This window comes from Nocardia gamkensis NBRC 108242, from assembly GCF_001612985.1.
In the GTDB taxonomy this organism is placed as follows: Bacteria; Actinomycetota; Actinomycetes; order Mycobacteriales; family Mycobacteriaceae; genus Nocardia; species Nocardia gamkensis.
Window position 1 is genome coordinate 24,731 of record NZ_BDBM01000069.1, and the last position, 16,917, is coordinate 41,647.

The 16,917-nt window shown below is 67.9% G+C and carries 12 protein-coding genes; 6 read left to right on the forward strand and 6 right to left on the reverse strand.

What is annotated here, in order from left to right; all coding sequences use genetic code 11:
• The first annotated feature begins 322 nt into the window (after positions 1–322).
• Positions 323–1,492: a lipase family protein gene (locus NG1_RS32245; protein WP_245660146.1), complete on the forward strand. Its 1,170-nt coding sequence runs from the start codon at positions 323–325 to the stop codon at positions 1,490–1,492.
• Between the two features lie 360 nt (positions 1,493–1,852).
• Here NG1_RS32245 and NG1_RS32250 read toward each other — a convergent pair whose 3' ends face one another.
• On the reverse strand, positions 1,853–7,318 hold the full coding sequence (locus tag NG1_RS32250) for an ATP-binding protein (protein ID WP_062977241.1): 5,466 nt from the start codon (positions 7,316–7,318) through the stop codon (positions 1,853–1,855).
• Positions 7,319–7,666: 348 nt separating this feature from the next.
• Here NG1_RS32250 and NG1_RS32255 point away from each other — a divergent pair, with 348 nt between their 5' ends.
• Complete coding sequence (locus NG1_RS32255; RefSeq protein ID WP_062977243.1) at positions 7,667–7,972, forward strand: hypothetical protein; 306 nt, start codon at positions 7,667–7,669, stop codon at positions 7,970–7,972.
• Between the two features lie 199 nt (positions 7,973–8,171).
• Here NG1_RS32255 and NG1_RS37235 read toward each other — a convergent pair whose 3' ends face one another.
• Complete coding sequence (locus NG1_RS37235) at positions 8,172–8,333, reverse strand: hypothetical protein (RefSeq protein ID WP_157114370.1); 162 nt, start codon at positions 8,331–8,333, stop codon at positions 8,172–8,174.
• A gap of 152 nt (positions 8,334–8,485) precedes the next feature.
• On the opposite strand from NG1_RS37235, the gene NG1_RS32260 reads away from it, so the two are divergent.
• Positions 8,486–9,601 (forward strand): hypothetical protein, encoded by a 1,116-nt coding sequence (locus NG1_RS32260; RefSeq protein WP_157114371.1) that lies wholly within the window; start codon positions 8,486–8,488, stop codon positions 9,599–9,601.
• Between the two features lie 74 nt (positions 9,602–9,675).
• On the opposite strand, the gene NG1_RS32265 is transcribed toward NG1_RS32260, so the two are convergent.
• The 3 genes from NG1_RS32265 to NG1_RS37950 form a co-directional block, all read right to left on the reverse strand.
• Entirely contained in the window at positions 9,676–10,518 is an 843-nt protein-coding gene (locus NG1_RS32265; RefSeq protein ID WP_062977247.1) for a dienelactone hydrolase family protein, read from the reverse strand.
• A gap of 205 nt (positions 10,519–10,723) precedes the next feature.
• Positions 10,724–11,020, reverse strand: coding sequence for a helix-turn-helix domain-containing protein (locus tag NG1_RS32270; protein ID WP_084499359.1), 297 nt, complete (start codon positions 11,018–11,020; stop codon positions 10,724–10,726).
• Positions 11,021–11,412: 392 nt separating this feature from the next.
• Positions 11,413–11,883 carry a HAMP domain-containing protein gene (locus NG1_RS37950; RefSeq protein WP_210750081.1) on the reverse strand — a complete coding sequence of 157 codons (471 nt, stop codon included), beginning with the start codon at positions 11,881–11,883 and terminating at the stop codon, positions 11,413–11,415.
• 749 nt (positions 11,884–12,632) lie between these two features.
• Here NG1_RS37950 and NG1_RS32280 point away from each other — a divergent pair.
• Entirely contained in the window at positions 12,633–14,090 is a 1,458-nt protein-coding gene (locus NG1_RS32280; protein ID WP_062977251.1) for an amidase, read from the forward strand.
• Between the two features lie 77 nt (positions 14,091–14,167).
• Positions 14,168–14,719 carry a dihydrofolate reductase family protein gene (locus tag NG1_RS32285; RefSeq protein WP_062977253.1) on the forward strand — a complete coding sequence of 184 codons (552 nt, stop codon included), beginning with the start codon at positions 14,168–14,170 and terminating at the stop codon, positions 14,717–14,719.
• A 163-nt stretch (positions 14,720–14,882) separates the two neighbouring features.
• Here the strand turns inward: NG1_RS32285 and NG1_RS32290 are convergent, their stop codons facing one another.
• Positions 14,883–15,563: a TetR/AcrR family transcriptional regulator gene (locus NG1_RS32290; protein ID WP_062977255.1), complete on the reverse strand. Its 681-nt coding sequence runs from the start codon at positions 15,561–15,563 to the stop codon at positions 14,883–14,885.
• Between the two features lie 68 nt (positions 15,564–15,631).
• Between NG1_RS32290 and NG1_RS32295 the strand changes: the two genes are divergently transcribed.
• On the forward strand, positions 15,632–16,747 hold the full coding sequence (locus NG1_RS32295; protein ID WP_245660145.1) for an FAD-dependent oxidoreductase: 1,116 nt from the start codon (positions 15,632–15,634) through the stop codon (positions 16,745–16,747).
• Positions 16,748–16,917 lie beyond the last annotated feature (170 nt).

Below are 16,917 nucleotides of genomic sequence, written 5' to 3' on the forward strand. Positions count from 1 at the left end.
GTTCGACCGGTGAGATTCCGAGAGAGTCCGGCCGTTTCTCACGCTGATTCTGACACGGAGCCCGAGACGCCGTGCTGACCACGGTCGGCATTCCAGCGTGTTCGGAGGGGGAGCCCGACATTTGTCCGGCGTGTCGCTGGATGTTTGCGCGTGGGGTTGGATTTGAATGCAGGCTGGCTGGTCGACGAATGCCCGCGAACTACCCGTGGAGGTCGAGATCGTGATCGGGCGGTTGTTTTGTTTCCCCGGCGGCAGGTTCAGCGGTGTAGCACGGGCCCTCGGCGCCGTCGGCGCCGTGGCACTGGGGCTGATCCCGGCGACGATGGCGACCGCGGAGCCACTGTATCCGCGGCCCGATCCCGACCCGTTCTATGCCGCCCCGGCGGATCTGGCGGCATATCTACCAGGTGATGTGCTCGGTGAACGGGCGCTGCCGCCGCTGGCGATCTTTCCCGGCTCCAGCGTCACGCTGGTCAAATTCCGATCCACCAATTCCCATGGAGCACCGATCGCGGCGACGACCACGGTTCTCACGCCGTTCGGCCGCAGGCCGGGTGGGCCACTGCTGTCTTATCAGCACTTCATCAATGCGCTCGGCACCGACTGCGCCCTTTCGCACAAACTGTACGGCGACGATCTGAACCTGACGGTGACCACGCCGATCTTGAACGTGGCGCTGGCGCAGGGCTGGAGCGTCGCGCTGCCGGATCACCTCGGACCGCAATTCGCTCTCGGGGCCGCGCGTTTGGGTGGCCGGATCGTACTGGACGGCATCCGGGCGGTGAAGCGGCTGCCCGCACTCGCCGTGCCGTCCAGCCCAACGGTGATGGCCGGCTACTCAGGTGGCGGCCTGGCCACCGCATGGGCGGCCGCGTTGCAACCGACGTACGCACCGGAGCTGGAACTCGCGGGCGCGGCCATCGGCGGCGCACCGATGAATCTGCTGACGATGGCCGAGGCGCTGGGCTTGAACCCGCACCCTTCGTTCGGGTTGGCCATGGCAGCGGCGATCGGTCTGGAGCGGGAGTACCCGGATCGGCTGCCGATCAGCGCGCATCTCAACCCGCGTGGCCTCGAAGTCGGCAAGGCCATGGCAAACAGCTGCAGCAACGAAATCTTGACTTCGGGCCTGGACGGCAGCGCCCGGGACTACATCGCAGACACCTCGATCTTCGACAGTCGCGAAGCCCGCTCGGTGGTGGAGGAGAACAGCCTCGAACTGTACGCCGGCGTGCCGGAAACACCGATCCTCGAATGGCATTCGCCGGAGGACCAGCAGATTCCGGTCGATGCCATCGAGAACACCCTCCGCCGTTGGTGCACGGCAGGGGTGCGGGTGCAGACGCTGCGGGTGCCCGCGGTCGAACCGGGGCCCGCGGTCGAACTGGGCCCCGCGGTTGAGCATTTGTCCCCCGCGGTACTGGGTGCGCCCGCGGTAATGCTGTGGCTCGACGCTCGGGTTCGCGGAGAGCCTGCCCCCACCAACTGCTGATACGCGGCTACGCGGGGTCGGCTCCCATACCCGTGCATCGTGATCGGCTGACTGCTCCCGAGTCCGAGATTGCTGAGCTCTCGGGCTCGAGCTGGTAGGGGTTCCGGTGGTAAGCATACGAAAACCAACGACACTGGCACGACCAGCGGTGATGGGTAGTCCTTGAGAAGCTCACCGAGTTCGACAACGAAGTCAACGACCTCTTACAGGTCTGCGGCGTGGGACCGCTGACGATGCGGTGGATGGTGGAGCGCGTCCCCGCCCCATGACCGCTCAGCTCGTACCGCCGGCCGCTCGCCCGGCGAGTCACCACCGCTCGAGGTGGGAACTCGCCGGACGTGATGAACCACGGCGATCGGATCACCCGGCCAGGCGCGCCTCGATGGCCTCGATGATGCGCGGGCGCAGTTCGGAGGCGCGGATGACGGCATCGACCGAACCCACCTCGACAGCGCGCCGGATATCGTGCACGCGGTCGAATTCCGCGGCCACATCGGCGAGCTTCTCGGTCCGGACCGACGACCGGATCTCGTCGAGTTCCGCGGTCAAGGACGCGCGCTCGGTGCCGGATGTGTTCGCGGCGCGCGCTTCCAGGTCCCGCACCCGCGGATCGGCCGCGGTGCGGGTGTCGACCTCACCGGCGAACACCACCGCGGCGGCCGGAGCGCCACCGAGCACCGAGGCGAAGGAGCCCTCCAGCGCGAGCACGGTCATGTTCGGGTTCAGCGCCTTCGAGAACACCACGAACGCGCCGCCGTGATACCGGGAGATCACGCAGAACACGATGGGGCCGCGGAAGTTCACGATCGCGCGTCCGATCTCGGCACCGTACTCGAGCTGCAGCTTCCGCATCGATTCGGGCGAGCCGTCGAAGCCGGACAGGTTGGCCAGCACGACCAGCGGTCGATTACCACTGGCCGCGTTGATCGCCCGCGCGGCCTTCTTCGACGACCGTGGGAACAGCGTGCCCGCGGTGTAGGTGTCCGGGCCGTCGGTGGACGGGAAGCCGCGTCGCGGCACACCCCGCGACTCGATGCCCAGCAGGCACACCGGGATGCCACCGACATGCGCGTCCTGCACCACCGCGGTCTCGGCGTCGGCCATGCCCGCCCACCGCTCCAGCACCGGGTGGTCCTGGTCGGACAGGGCCCGCATCACGGTCCGGATATCGAACGGCTTCTTGCGGTCCCGGTTCTTCGCGGCGGAGAAGATCTCGCCGACGGTCGTGAAGTCGCTGTCCGCCGCGGTGTGCGGGAAGTCGGAGACATCGCGATCGATGGGGTCGCTGGTCCGCGCTCGCCGCGGCGCCTGCTCGCCGGGTGCGACGTAGGTGTGGTCGTAGTGCGACATCAGCACGTCCCGCGCGGCGGTCAGGTTCGGCGCCCAGTACTGCGCCTGCCCGTTGGGGCCCATCACCCGGTCGTAGCCGCCGATGCCGAAGTTGTCCTCGGCCGACACACCGCCGGAGAAGTCGAGCGCCTGCTTGCCGGTGAGCACCATCGCGGAGTCCGGCGTCATCACCAGGATGCCCTTGGTGTGCATGAGCATCGTCGCCTCGGCGTTCCAGTACGGCTGCGCCCCGACGTTGATGCCCGCCACCACGATGTTGATCTCGCCGCCGTCCTGGGTGAACTCGACGATGCGCTTGAGCGCCGCCGCCACCCAGTCCATGTTCTCCGTGCCGGACCGCATCGAGATCCGCGCGCCGGAGGACAGCGCGTACCACTCCAACGGCACCTGCATCCGTTCGGCGAGGTCCAGCGCGGCGATCACGCGGCGGCACTCCGGCTCCGACAGCGCGCCCAGCGACTTCGTCGGATCACCGAGCAGCGCCACCCGCGTGACGCCCTGCGGATGCCGCTCGGTCGGCGTGGTGACCACGCCCGCGACGAGGGCCGCGGTGTTGCGTCCCTTGGGCCGGTCGACCGGTACCAGCGTGTGGCTCTCGTCGAGGTCGTACTCGGCGAAATCACCGAGCAGACCGGTCAGCTCGTAGGGGTACACGGTGTTGCGGCTGCTCGCCCGCAGCACCTTCTGCCGATACTCGTCCAGCGGCTCGACCGGCTCGTCGGTGGGCTCGCCGACGGTCACCTCGGTGCTGCCGGTGGCGCCGAAGGAGATGCGGACGGCGATCTTGGTCAGCTCGCCGGTGCCCGGGTCCCGCTGCCGCGCGATGAGCAGGATCTCCTCCAGCCCGGCGCCCGCGGCGGCGGGCAGCACGTGTCCGCCGATGGTCTGCAGCTCGGCCCGGGTGACGTCGATCGGCGGCCAGATGTACATCACGATGCGGTTGGTGTTGAAGCGTTTCGCCGACGGCCGCTGCGACTGTGCCCGGCGGATCGAGTCGACGCAGGTGGCGATGGTGCTCTCGGCCGTGGGCAGCGCGAGCAGCCTGCCGTCGTGCTCGCGCAGCGCCGCCAGGTCACGCACCTGCGCGAACGCGATGAGCCGATCGTCGGCCGGGTTCTCCTTCGCGACGCACCGGAACAGGTAGATCTCGTCGTCGTCCGAGGACGGCAGCCTGGTGAGGTCGAACTTGCGCAGCCGCTCCAGCTGCATCCGCTGCGCGATGTAGGGATGCAGGCCGCGGATCAGCCGCTCCTCGGCCATCCCGGTAGCCGACGGGCGGAAGGTGAAGTGGTGGTGCATCACAGCGCCGCCGCTGCCCGCGACCGTGGCGGTGATGCGGTGCACCTGGCTCGGCCACTGGTGGGTGCCGATGACCTCGTGCAGCGCCGCCGCCATCGCGTCGAAGTCGCCGGGCTGATTCTCCCAGCTGAGGTAGATGTCGGCGTCGATGGACGCGGCGCCCGCGGCCAGTTCGGTGAGCCCGCGCAGCGCGGTGTCGAGCGCGTCGAAGCTCACCGCGGTGGACACCAGGCTCGAGCCCGCTCGCTCGGCGATCACGAATGTGCAGCCGCCCACCTCGTGGGTGTGCACGCCGGTGAGTCCCTTGTTGCCGTAGTACCGGCGGGTCAGCACCTCCAGCATGACGGTGTGGTCGGGGTAGCCGCGCTCCAGTCGCTGGCCGAGCAGTCGCACCAGCGGTTCGGTGCTGCGCACCATGTCGGAGATGCGCTCGCCGCGATCGGGGGAGTTCGGGTGCGCGTCGAGGTGGCGCAGGTGCCTGCGGACGTTGGTGTACACGCGGGCGCGATTACGCCGCAGCAGCGGCTGGCCGTACCAGGCGAACACCAGGCCGCGGGTGAGATCGGCGATCACGGGGAAGCGCACCTGGGTCGTGGCCACGAGCCGCTCCAGCACGAGACCGACCGGCTCGCGCAGCGCCCGGTCCGGAACCGGCTCCCGCAGCCACTCGCGCAGCAATGTGGTGATGACCGCGGCGGTGTCGGACGGGCGTTGCTGGGCGAGGAAGATCCGGAAGACCGCGGCTTCGAGGTCCGGGGTGCGCTCCAGATCGGTGATCCCGTAGTGCCCGAGCGCCAGGGCGAGCTTGGCCTGGTAGGACTCGGGCAACCCGGCCCGCTCGACGTCGAGACTCTGCAGATAGGTGTGGAAGTACTCGCGGGCACTGTGGACATGGCCCTGGCCGCCGTCCTCGTCCCAAGACCGGTTGTGGGTCAGTTCGGCGAGGTCTGCGAAGACCTGCACCAGCTCGAGTTCCTCGGCCAGCGGCCTGCGGTTGTCCGCGATGGCAGCCCGGCGCGCGGTGAGGTATTCGTCGAGCACCCGGCGGTCGTCGTGCGGGTCGACGTCGAAGCCGAGCAGCAGACTGCGCAGGTCCTGCTGACCGCGGGTGGTGCGCTCGTGCGGCTCGATCTGCCCGGGCTCGCCGGGCAGGTCCAGTTCCACGGACTCGGTCGCCGCGGGGGCCTCGGCCTCGTCGTCCTCGGCGATCGGCTCCAGTCGCAGCAACGGCGCACCGGTCTCCACCTGAGTGCCGACGGAGACGCCGCACTCCTTCAAGCGCGCGCGGAACGGCGCGCGCAGCACCGTTTCCATCTTCATGCTCTCCAGCACGAGCACCGGCGCGCCCGCCTCGACCTCGGCGCCGACCTCCAGCGGCGTGGCGACGACCAGGGCGGGTGCGGGGGAGCGGACGATACCGCCTTCGTCGCGGCTGATCCGATGCGTCACACCGTCGACGTCGATCAGGTGGATCGGCCCGTGTGTGCCGATGGTCAGGCGGTAGCGGGCGCCGTTCACCACGATCTGCCCGGTGTGCCGATCGAAGCGCTCGAGGTCGACGTCGGCCGTGCGGATTTCGCCGCAGGCCTCGATGCCGATGCGGAACCGATGGGCACCGATGCGCGCGACGCGCACGCGGTACGTCGCGCCGCGCAGTTTCAGGTCGAGCGGCCTACCGCTCTCGTGCTGTACCTGGGGACGTCCACCGGACGCGGTGGACAGCAACCGGTGCCGCTGAACCCGCTCTTCCTCCTCGTAGGCCTCGATGGCGGCGGCCGCGAGCGCGACGGCCGAGTGGCGATGCGAGACGAGGCGGCCCTCGCCGCGGACGCGGTCGATCCAGCCGGTGTCGGCGCTGGCGTCGATCACCTCGGGCTGGTTGAGCAGGTCGAGCACGAAGCTCTTGTTCGTCGCGCCGCCTTCGATGACCACCCGGGTCTGCGCGACCGCCCGGCGCAGCCTGCCCAGCGCCTCGTCACGGTCGCGGCCGTAGGCGATGATCTTGGCGATCATCGAGTCGAAGTCGGCGGGAATCGTGTCGCCCTCGCTGACGCCGGTGTCGACGCGGATGCCCGGACCGGCAGGCAGGTTCAGGCGCGCGATGCGGCCGGGGGCGGGGGCGAAGTCGCGGTCGGGGTCTTCGGCGTTGAGCCGGGCCTCGATGGCATGCCCGCGCTCGACCGGAGGTTCGCCCTCGAGCCTTCCTCCTGAGGCCACCAGCAGCTGCGCCCGGACGAGGTCGAAGCCGGTGGTGTATTCCGTAATCGGATGCTCGACCTGCAGGCGGGTGTTGACCTCGAGGAACGCGAAGAGATCGTCACCGGGGTGGTAGAGGAATTCGACGGTCGCTGCTCCGCGGTAACCGACCGCGATCGCCAGCCGCTCGGCCGAGGCCTTGAGTTCGGCTGCCTGCTCGGGGCTCAGCACCGGTGACGCCGACTCCTCGATGATCTTCTGGTTGCGCCGCTGTACGGAGCAGTCGCGGACACCCAGCGCCCACGCGGTTCCCTGGCCGTCGGCGATCACCTGGACCTCGACGTGCCGGGCGCCGGTGACGAGCCGCTCCAGGAAGACCACACCACTGCCGAACGCCCGAGCGGCCTCCTGCCGGGTGCGCTCATAGGCGTCGACGAGTTCGGCCTCATCGGTGATCACCCGGATACCGCGGCCGCCGCCGCCTGCGGTCGCCTTCAGCATCAGCGGGTAGCCGATCTCGGCCGCGGACGCCAAGGCGGCGTCGACGGTCTCGACGGGACCGCGGCTCCAGGGCGCGACCGGCACGCCGACCTCCTCGGCGATCAGCTTCGCGCCGATCTTGTCGCCGAGCTTGCGCATCGCCTCCGGGCTGGGGCCGATGAAGGTGACACCGACCTGTTCGCACAGCTCCGCGAACGCCGGATCCTCCGCGACGAAACCCCAGCCGACCCAGGCGGCGTCGGCGCCGGTCTCCACCAGCGCACGCTCGAGCGCCTTCAGATCCAGGTACGGGCGCTCGGACGCCGGGCCGAGGTCGTAGGCGATGTCGGCTTCTCGCACGAACGTCGCGTGGCGGTCGACGTCGGTGTGCAGGGCGACGGTTTCGATCGGCAGCGCGGTCTCCGCAGCCAGATCTCGGACGGCGTGGATGAGGCGCATGGCGGCCTCGCCCCGGTTCACGATGGCAATGCGGCTGAACACTTGCCGGTTCCTTCCTCTCCTAAGCGTTGGCCCGGTCGGGCGAGGTGTGCGACCCCCGGTCTCGCGTAGTGTGCACCTTTATCCCAGATATCTACACAGCGTGCGGGTGTTACCCGCACGTAGAGTTTCGAAGTGCCCGCTCGAGGCGCCGGTGGGTGGCCCTCATATCCGGATGGTCACAGCAATCGGCATTCCGCACCCGGCCTCGCCACCTCCGCGTAGCGTTCCTCCCGCAGTGTGCACGTTCTCTCCTGAGCAACCACGCAGTTTCTGCTCGATACCGCTCGGACGGCCCGTCCGGGACGGTTACCGATTCAGATCGCACGGAACCAGGACAAGGAGATCGTCATGAAAGCCACACGCCTCGTTCGTCTGGGTCTTCCCCCGTTCTTCGCCGCGGCGGCGGCCCTGTTGTTCTGTCCGCCCACCGTCTCCGCGCAGGAGATGTGGAGCTACAACTGTTCGTCCCATTCGCCGGTGTGGGAGGGCAGGGTGACCGCTCTGGACTGCACGGCGTCCGACGGTGCACCGATGAGCGGAGAGATCACGCAGCCGTTCCGGGTGAACGGCGGCGAGCTCGTGAGCTGCACGTCCGGATGGGCTCACCTGCCCGACGTGATGGGCAAGGAATGCGGACCCGCGCCGATGCAATAGCCGGTCGAGTGCTCGGCCAGTGGGCCTTGCCGCTTCCGGCAAGGCCCATTCGCTTTCTGCTACCCCGCTCGCGGGGGCCGGGTCGCCGAAAAAGAAGTGGTCGAGTTCACCTGTCGGGGTCGGCGCGTACGTGTGATCGCACCCCTTGCAGACCGAACAGGATGAGAAGCTCGACCGCGCCGCCGTCGGCGCTGCATGATCACCGGCGAACGAGGTCGAAGACGAATCCCTCGATCGTGATTCCCGGCGCGAACGAGAACGCGATGCCGGTCGAGATCTGCTTGTCCGCCTCGGTCTGAGCGGCGATCCGTTCGAGCACGAGAATCAGCGACGAGGCCGGGCGTGCCAGGGATTCCGCCATAACGGCTCGCGGGAAGTTCGCTGTCGCGGCATTCCCACCAGTGGCGAACTACTGGCTATCGATCCGCCTATGCTGCTCGATGACCGCGGTTCGGAGTCTCGAGCGGGGTGGGACGACTGGCCCGTTTGTGAGGACTACGTGTGGGACAGGCGATGACGCGACTCGTGCACTTCGTGGGCAGCTTGCCTGCACCGTTGACGACCGACGACCGCGAGGTGCTGGAATGGTTCGTCGAGCGCAGCCGCGGCCACCGGCTCACCGGCGTTCCACGGGATCTGGATCCCACCTGGGTCGTGGAGTATCTGCGCGCGCGGGAGAAACACGACGACGTCTTCGAAGTGGTGCGCAGTGGTGACTTCGCCGACTACGCCGACATGCGCGTCTATGGCCTTCGCCGGGGCGCCGTCCTCGAACCCCGGCACGTGGCGATGGACCGGGTCGACCGCATCGCCGCGGCCGTTGCCGCCTTCCGCGCACTGCGTGATAGGCGCCCCGAACTGGCCGACACCAGATTGCAGATCAGTCAACCGAATCCGCTCGACCTGGCGCTGTTCGTGTTCGGCGGCGCTGCGGTGGCCGACGGCCTCCCGCTCGGGCGCGCGCTGCGTCACCTTCGCACGGTGACTCCCGCATTGCGCAACCTGCCGGTTTTCGTCGAGGCCGCACTGGCCGAAATGGCCCGGCTCACAGCGGATCACGGTGATCTGATCACCTGGCAGGTGGAATCGCCGATCGCTCAGCTCGCGCTGGTGAAGGCGGCGCGGTTCGGTATGCGGGCGCCGATCGGCCGTCTGGTCGCACGACAGTTGGCCGGCTTTCTCGCGCGAACGCACGATATCGGCGCACAGACCATCGTGCACCTCTGCTATGGCGACTACCAGCACAAAGAGCTTCTCGCCCCGCGTGATCTCGCGCCTGCGGTCGAACTCTTGAACGCCGTCGCACGCGAGCTGCGCGCTCGCGCGGTGCCGTTGCCGCCCGCGCACATTCCCTGTGCCTACGGTGCTCATCCCGCCCCGGTGGACCCGGCGTTCTACCGGCCGCTGCGCCGGCTGGACAAGGACTGGCGCGTCATCGCAGGGGTCGTGTCGCCGGAGGCAGCGCAGGACAGTATCCGTAGCCTGGCCATGTTCGAAGCAGCCGCGGGCCGGACCGCATACGGTGTGGCGACGGCATGCGGCCTCGGCCGATGCACCGTCGAGGAGGCCGAGCTGGCCGCCGCGGCAACCGTGGCGACCGCTGATGCCGCAGAGGTGGCGGTAGTCTGACGCGCCCGAGCGGCTGCCATGTTCTCGGCGCACCTCGATCGGTGTCGGTCTGCGCCGTGCACAGTGTGCCGTCGCTACGGATTCCGGCCGATCGGTCGGTGATCGGCCAGGAGTCGGCCCCCGAGGAAGTCCAGAACCTGGTGCAGCGCTGCCTGGGTGGGCTGGCCGGGTTCATCGATGAGATGTTCGGTCAGGACCGAATGCGGGCTCAGCACGGCATCGGGATTGGCGTCGGCGTCATCGAGTTCGATCGCTGTGAACGCGTCGCCCAGTTGGTCGCGCAGGAATTCGAATCGTTCGGCGGGCGAACGACGATCGCCTCGGAATCGCAGCCCCATGACCGGCAAACCGTCCGCGCAGCGCTCTTTGACGCGTGCCAGGTCGGCGGGGGACAGGTCGATGGAGTACTTCTGCCGGGAGGTGAATCCGAGGGGCAGTCCGGGCTGGGACAGTACAGGTGCGAGCAATCGGTCGTCGACGGCCATCGCCAGGGCGAATCCGCCGGTGAAGCACATTCCGACCGAGCCGACGCCCGGTCCGCCGCAGCGGTGGTGCTCGTGCTCGGCCAGCGCTCGCAGCCACTGCACGACCGGCGAGGTACGTCCGGTCGCGAGCACAACGAACTCTCGGCTGACGCAGATCGGGCCGAACTGTCCGGCAACGTTCGCCAGCGCCGAGGCGAGTCCGTGCGCGGCCGGACTCGGATCTCGGCCCGGATTGCCGTACAGGTGCGGAACGACCGCCGTGCACCCGATGGCCGCGACTCGCCGCGCGAAGTCGAAAACCTGCGGCGAGATTCCGGGAAATTCCGCCATGACGATCACGGCGGGTCCGGAACCCTTGCGGAACAGGGCGCGGGTCTTGCCTTCGTAGGTGAAGGCATCGCGCTGGAAGTCGTCGAGAGTGTCATCGGCCATGGTGGGGTCCTCCTCGAAAGTGGACCATCACTATCGACCGGGCGACATCGCCGGTTATAGGACGAATGTTCCCGCGACGCTCCGTCGACCGGGGCATCAACATGAGCAGTTCGTCATCGACAGCGGGGGCGGGGGTGTGCCGGTTCTGAGCCGATATCCACCGTCAGGGCATTCGATAGTGGCGACGGGCTAGCGGCCCCGTGGCTTACGCCTGCTGTTGATCACGCAGTCTCCGGTTCGAAGCGTCAGTCGGGTCCTGGTTCAATGCGGCGTTACGTTCCAGGGCTTCGGTGAGCTGGTCTTCGAGGATGATGATCCGGCAGGCCGCCTCGAGCGGTGTGCCCTGATCGACGAGTTCGCGGGCACGTGCGGCGATGCGCAGCTGATAGCGGGAGTAGCGGCGGTGCCCACCGGCGGATCGCTGTGGGGTGATCAGTTTCGCCTCGTCCAGGCTGCGCAGGAACGCCTGGGTGGTGCCGAGCAGGTCCGCGGCTCGGCCCATCGTGTAGGCGGGGTAGTCCTCGTCGTCGAACTTCTCGCTCGCGGTCGTGGGTTCAGAAATCGTGGTGCCTCCATACGACGAGTGCCCCGGTGCCTGGTGGCACCGGGGCACTAAGGGGAATTACTAACCATCTTCCGACAAGTATCCGAGCTTCGGTCGCCGCCCGAGCTACACACGCCGGTGGGCGACGCGACGGTAGGCAACTCCTCCTTTCTGTTCACGGGTACTTCATTTCTTCGTGCACTTCACCTTGCATGCCCGGCGGGCGGCGGGACCGATTTACGTCATGGCCCCGCAGCCGCGCCCGCCGTCTTCACTTTCACGGGCAGTTCGTCATCTCCCGTGCCACTCGAGACTTGCTTCTTCGTTCGCCCCACAGAAGTTACCCGCACCTACGGTGAATGTCTACTGTCACCACGGTAGATTTTCTGGGAGTGTCGTACACCCGCCGCCGCTGATCGGCCGCTCACCCGATGCCGTCGCCCGGTCCCACTTGAATGCCCACCACACAGGTGTCGTCGTCGGTGTTGGCGTCGCTGTGATCGAGCAGATGCCTCGTCGGCGAACGCGGACAACGTATCGACCATCGTGTTGATCACGCCGGCCAGCGCCGCGACCTCGCCCTTCGCCTCCACGGTGATGTTCTGGGTCAGGTCGCCGCGCGCGACGGCGGTGGCGACCTGGGCGATCGACCGCACCTTTGCGGTCAGGTTGCCCGCCATGAAGTTGACCGAGTCGATGAGGTCCCGCCACGCGCCCGAGACGCCCTTGACGTCCGCTTGACCACCGAGGATGCCCTCGGTGCCGACCTCGCGCGCGACGCGGGTGACCTCGGAGGTGAACAGTGACAGCTGGTTCACCATGCCGTTGAACACCGTCGCGATCTCACCGAGCAGCCCGTCGGCAGCCGGGTACGGAAATCGCCGTCGCGCACCGCGGTCAATCCGGCGAGCAGTTGATGCAGCTCGCCTTGGTCAGGGGCCGCAGCGTCCTGCTTCGACGCAGTGTGGACGGCTGCCGCCGCTGTGTCCGTCATTGCCATCCTCGCTCTGGTCCACCGGTTCGAAACTGGAAATCCAGCCGGTCCGAGTGGGAACCCAGCTCGCCGATACCCGTGGACGACGAGTCACAGAAGCACGGCTGGGCCGGCGGTTCCCGGCGGTAACACTACGCTCCTCGAACACGAGCCCGCGACATCATCCGTCCGCATTCGGCGGCGTTCGACCGAGCTGCTCGGCCGGTTCGACCCTCGCACCGATCGACCGTGGAGATTGCGCTGCGCGTGCCGGACGTCCTGTCGATTCGGTGAGAGGCGCGCCCGCTCCGGTGAACCGACATATTTCGAATCGTTCCGGACGACGGTTGCTGTGATGCCCGAGGCGGCATGCGGGCACGAGTGCACTGTCGATCTGTGGCATTTCAACATTGCGGCCCAGTGAGAAGCACCGCCCGGTGTGGCTTGCCATTCAGACTGAATCAATCTCTGCTGGAATGGGTTTCGAGCATTGACAGAGCATGGATAGACTCCCACTCGGTACAGCGAGTCCCGGCTGATACCTGGGCCACGAATTACCGGGCGTGCATGAAAACCCGGTATGCAAAGGAGACATTCATGCCCGGACCGGAGTTTGCGACTCTGCGTGATCAGGTGGCCGCGCTGCGGGCCAGGACCATCTCGGCCACCGAACTGCTCGAGCTGACCATCGGGCGGATCGAAAAATTCGACGACAAGGTCAACGCCATGGTGGTGCGGGATTTCGACCGCGCCCGCGCCGCCGCGAAGCAGGCCGACACGGCGCTGGCGCGCGGTGAGCGGACGCCACTGCTCGGCGTTCCGGTGGCGGTGAAGGAATCCTTCAACGTTGCGGGCCTGCCGACCACGTGGGGATTCCCCGATGCGAAGGATTGGCAGCCCGATGAGGACGCGGCGCTGGTGACGCGGGTCAAGGCCGCGGGCGGGGTGGTCATCGGCAAGACCAATGTGCCGCGGTCTCTGCACGACTGGCAGTCCTACAACGACATCTACGGCACCACCAACAACCCGTGGGACCTGGCGCGCTCGCCCGGCGGGTCATCCGGCGGCTCCTCCGCCGCGCTCGCGGCAGGATATGTCTCGCTCGCGCTCGGCTCCGACATCGGCGGATCGCTGCGAGTACCAGCGCATTTCTGCGGCGTCTTCGCCCACAAGCCGTCACGGACACTGCTGCCGGGTCGCGGAAACACGCCACCTCGCACGCCCGCGTTGCCGGCTCCGCAAGACCTCGCCGTGGTCGGGCCGATGACGCGCAGTGCCGCCGACCTGACGCTGGCGACCCTGCTGCTCGCCGGCCCCGACGAGGTGGAGGCGGTCGCATACCGACTGGCGCTGCCACCGCCGCGCAGCGCTGAGTTCGACAACTTCCGGGTGCTGGTCGTCGACACTCATCCGCTGTTGCCGACGTCGACCGTCATCCGCGACGGTTTCGACCGCATCGCTCGAGGGCTCGAAAAGGCCGGTGCCGCAGTCGCCCGGCACAGCGCGCTGCTGCCCGACCTCACCCTGACGGCGTACACCTACCTGACACTGCTGATGTCGCAGTTCGGCGCGGACGCGCCGGTCGACACCTATCGCACGATCCAGGCCGCCGTCGCCGATATTCCGCCGAACACCGACACCCCGGAGGCGGTCATCGGCCGAGCGTTCGTGGCCAGTCACAGCGACTGGATCAGGGCGGACCGGGTTCGCATCGGCCTCGCCGACAAGTGGCGACGCCTGTTCAACGAATTCGACGTGGTGCTGTGCCCGATCACTCCGACACCGGCCTTCCCGCACGACCATTCGGACATGAACACCCGCACGATCGAGATCGACGGCACCACATACCCCTACAACTATCACCTCGTTTGGGCGAGTATCGCGACGCTGATCGGGCTACCGTCAACCGCGGCACCGATCGGGCGCTCACCCGAAGGGCTGCCCTACGGCATGCAGATCATCGGCCCCTATCTCGAAGACCGCACCACGTTGCGGTTCGCAGAGTTGATCGAGCAGGAGTTCGGCGGATTCAGCCCACCGCCGGGCTTCGCGTAGGAGCGGCGGACACGGCCTGCAAGGTTCGTCCAGATGACCGCCGATGAGTTTCGAGCGCCTAGGAGGTCTACCAGGTCATGAGGAAATTGATCTACGGGTTCGGCGTGTCCCTGGACGGCTACATCAACGACCGCGACGGCAGCATCGACTGGAGCGACCCGGACGAGGAGTTGCACCAGTTCCACAACGACCGCTACCGCCAGCTCGAGGTCTCGCTGCACGGCCGTCGCCTGTACGAGCTGATGGCCGAGTACTGGCCGCATCTGCCCGAGGACGCGTCGCGCATCGAGCGTGAGTTCGGCAGGCTGTGGACGGAGAAGCCGAAGGTCGTCTTCTCCCGGACGCTGGCCGAGGTGCACTGGAACAGCACGCTGGTCAGTGAGAACGCGGTCGAGGAGGTCCGCAGGCTCAAGGCCGGCGGCGATGGCGTGATGGAGGTAGGTGGCGCCGGCCTGGCGGCCTCGCTGATGCCCCACGGGCTCATCGACGAGTACCAGCTGTTTCTCTCGCCGGTGGCGCTCGGCGGCGGCACACCGATGTTCCCCTCGCTGGACAAGCGCATCCGGCTCCGATTGGCCGAGACGAGGCACTTCGACACCGTGGTGATGCTGCGCTATCTCGCCGACTGAGGTCCGTTCGAGCACCGCGAAAGGCTGCAATCGCGACTCGATCACGCAGGCGGCGCGGATCGGTCCTGTCCGGTTGTCGGTGCGCCCGCTGCATCGTATCGCTCGCATGGCGAGCGAGGCTCGCGCGAGATAGGAGGCGCTCGTTCGGTTCCTCGGCCGCGCGTCAGCTCGCGATGCGGGCTTGGATGCCGTCGAGGAGGAACTCGAGGCCGGTGCGGAAGGTTTGGTCGGCGTCCAGGTGGGCGGCATCGCGTATGACGGTGGCGAGCGCGGGGAAGCGGCCGGTTGCGAAAGTGCGCTCCAGATAGGGTCCGAAGGCGGCCTGCCACTGCCGCTTGTCCATTCCGGTGGCCCGCTCGGCACGCCGCTCGGTGATCTCCCGGCGCACAGCGCCGATCACGTACGCGTTGACCGCGTCGACCACCGGCATGACGGTGTCCACGTCGACGCCGCCCATCGCGGCCACCACAGCCTCCCCTCTAGCCAGCGCGTGCGGGCCGAGCTGGGGCCGTCCGCCGATCAGGTCGGCGAGCCATTCATGCTGGTGAGCGGCTTGGCGGGTGGTTTCGGCGACGGAGCGCAGCACCTCTCGCCAACCGTCTCCGACCGGCCGGATCTCGGCGTAGATCGCATCGACCATCAGGTCGAGCAATTCGTCCTTGGTGGCGATGTAGCTGTAGAGCCGCATCGGCCCCACGTCCAGTGCGGCGGCGACCTTGCGTAGCGACACCGCCGCCAAGCCGTCGGCGTCGGCCAGCCGGATCGCTGCTCGTACGATCCGCTCCCGGCTCAGTGGAGCCGGCACCGGTCGATCCGGCGGCTCCGGCCTCTCCCAGACCAGCATGCCGCTGACAATACATCGCCCGTTTCGATACAGTGTATTGGCCAATGCAGTGTATCGAAGGAGCGACCATGACCATGACCATCACCATCGTCGGAGCCGGACTGGGCGGCCTGACCCTCGCCCGGGTGCTGCACGTGAACGGCATCGACGCCGTCGTGTATGAACGTGAATCGTCCCGCGGCGCGCGTGGTCAGGGCGGCATGCTCGACATCCACTCCGGCCAGCCGGCGCTGCGCGAGGCCGGTCTGATCGACCAGTTCTACGCGATCGCCCGCGGTGAAGGCCAGGACATGCGTCTTCTAGAGCCGGATGGCACCTTGCTGCTCCAGGAGGACACCCCCGACGACGCCCCGCTCGATCGACCCGAGGTCGACCGCGCCGATCTACGCGACCTGCTGCTGGATTCCCTTCCCGAAGGCATGGTGCGCTGGGGACACGCGTTCGAATCCGCCGACAACGGCCTGCTGCGCTTCGCCGACGGCAGCAGTGCGACGTATGACCTGCTGGTCGGGGCGGACGGCGCGCAGTCCCGGGTTCGCGCGCTGCTCACCGACGCCCGCCCGGCGCATATCGGCCAGAACGTCGTCGAGATCGGCATTCCCGACATCGACCGCACGCACCCCGACCTCGCGGCGATGGTCGGGCGCGGCAACTACTGGGTGCTCGGCAACGGACTATCCCTGGCGGCGCAGCGCAACGGCGACGGACGCGTTCGCATCGGCATCAGTTTCTACAACACCGCCGAGGACTGGTTCGCTACCAGCGGGATCCCGTTCGACGACCCGGCCGCCGCCAGGGCCCGGCTGATCGACCTGCTCCCCGGCTGGGACGCACGATTCACCGCGCTGATCGCGGCCTGCGACGACACGGTCGTGCCGCGGTCGATCACCGCTCTTCCGGCCGGTCTGACCTGGCCGTCGAGGCCGGATGTCACGCTGCTCGGCGATGCCGCGCACCTGATGCCGCCGGTGGGAGAGGGCGCCAACATGGCGCTGCTCGACGGCGCCCAGCTCGGCCTCGCGCTGGCCGCGCATCCGGACGACTTTCCCGCCGCCATCGAAGAATACGAAAGCGAAATGTTCGAACGCACCAGCGCGGCCGCCCGGATGTCCGCGAGTATGCAGGAATTGCTGACGTCGCCGGACGCCGCGCAGAAGGTGTTGGCGTTCTTCCAACCCGGCTGAAACGCCACACGGCTCGTGAAGTCGACTGCCACCGGGGGTGGCGGCGCGGTGTGGACCGAACTCGGCGCCCGGTGTGGCGGCTGGTGAGGTTCAGCTGTCGGGGTCCGGTGCGGGTGGGTCTTGGCGGGAGAGTGCGGCGTTGAGTTCGAGGGCCTCGGCGAGTTGGTCCT

What these genes read in the sequence shown, in the direction of transcription:
- NG1_RS32245 (WP_245660146.1), top strand. Translation starts at nt 323, where the DNA reads ATGGCGACCGCGGAGCCACTGTATCCGCGGCCCGATCCCGACCCGTTC.
- NG1_RS32255 (WP_062977243.1), top strand. Translation starts at nt 7,667, where the DNA reads ATGAAAGCCACACGCCTCGTTCGTCTGGGTCTTCCCCCGTTCTTCGCC.
- NG1_RS37235 (WP_157114370.1), bottom strand. Translation starts at nt 8,333, where the DNA reads ATGGCGGAATCCCTGGCACGCCCGGCCTCGTCGCTGATTCTCGTGCTC.
- NG1_RS32260 (WP_157114371.1), top strand. Translation starts at nt 8,486, where the DNA reads ATGACGCGACTCGTGCACTTCGTGGGCAGCTTGCCTGCACCGTTGACG.
- NG1_RS32265 (WP_062977247.1), bottom strand. Translation starts at nt 10,518, where the DNA reads ATGGCCGATGACACTCTCGACGACTTCCAGCGCGATGCCTTCACCTAC.
- NG1_RS32270 (WP_084499359.1), bottom strand. Translation starts at nt 11,020, where the DNA reads ATGGGCCGAGCCGCGGACCTGCTCGGCACCACCCAGGCGTTCCTGCGC.
- NG1_RS37950 (WP_210750081.1), bottom strand. Translation starts at nt 11,883, where the DNA reads ATGGTGAACCAGCTGTCACTGTTCACCTCCGAGGTCACCCGCGTCGCG.
- NG1_RS32280 (WP_062977251.1), top strand. Translation starts at nt 12,633, where the DNA reads ATGCCCGGACCGGAGTTTGCGACTCTGCGTGATCAGGTGGCCGCGCTG.
- NG1_RS32285 (WP_062977253.1), top strand. Translation starts at nt 14,168, where the DNA reads ATGAGGAAATTGATCTACGGGTTCGGCGTGTCCCTGGACGGCTACATC.
- NG1_RS32290 (WP_062977255.1), bottom strand. Translation starts at nt 15,563, where the DNA reads ATGCTGGTCTGGGAGAGGCCGGAGCCGCCGGATCGACCGGTGCCGGCT.
- NG1_RS32295 (WP_245660145.1), top strand. Translation starts at nt 15,632, where the DNA reads ATGACCATGACCATCACCATCGTCGGAGCCGGACTGGGCGGCCTGACC.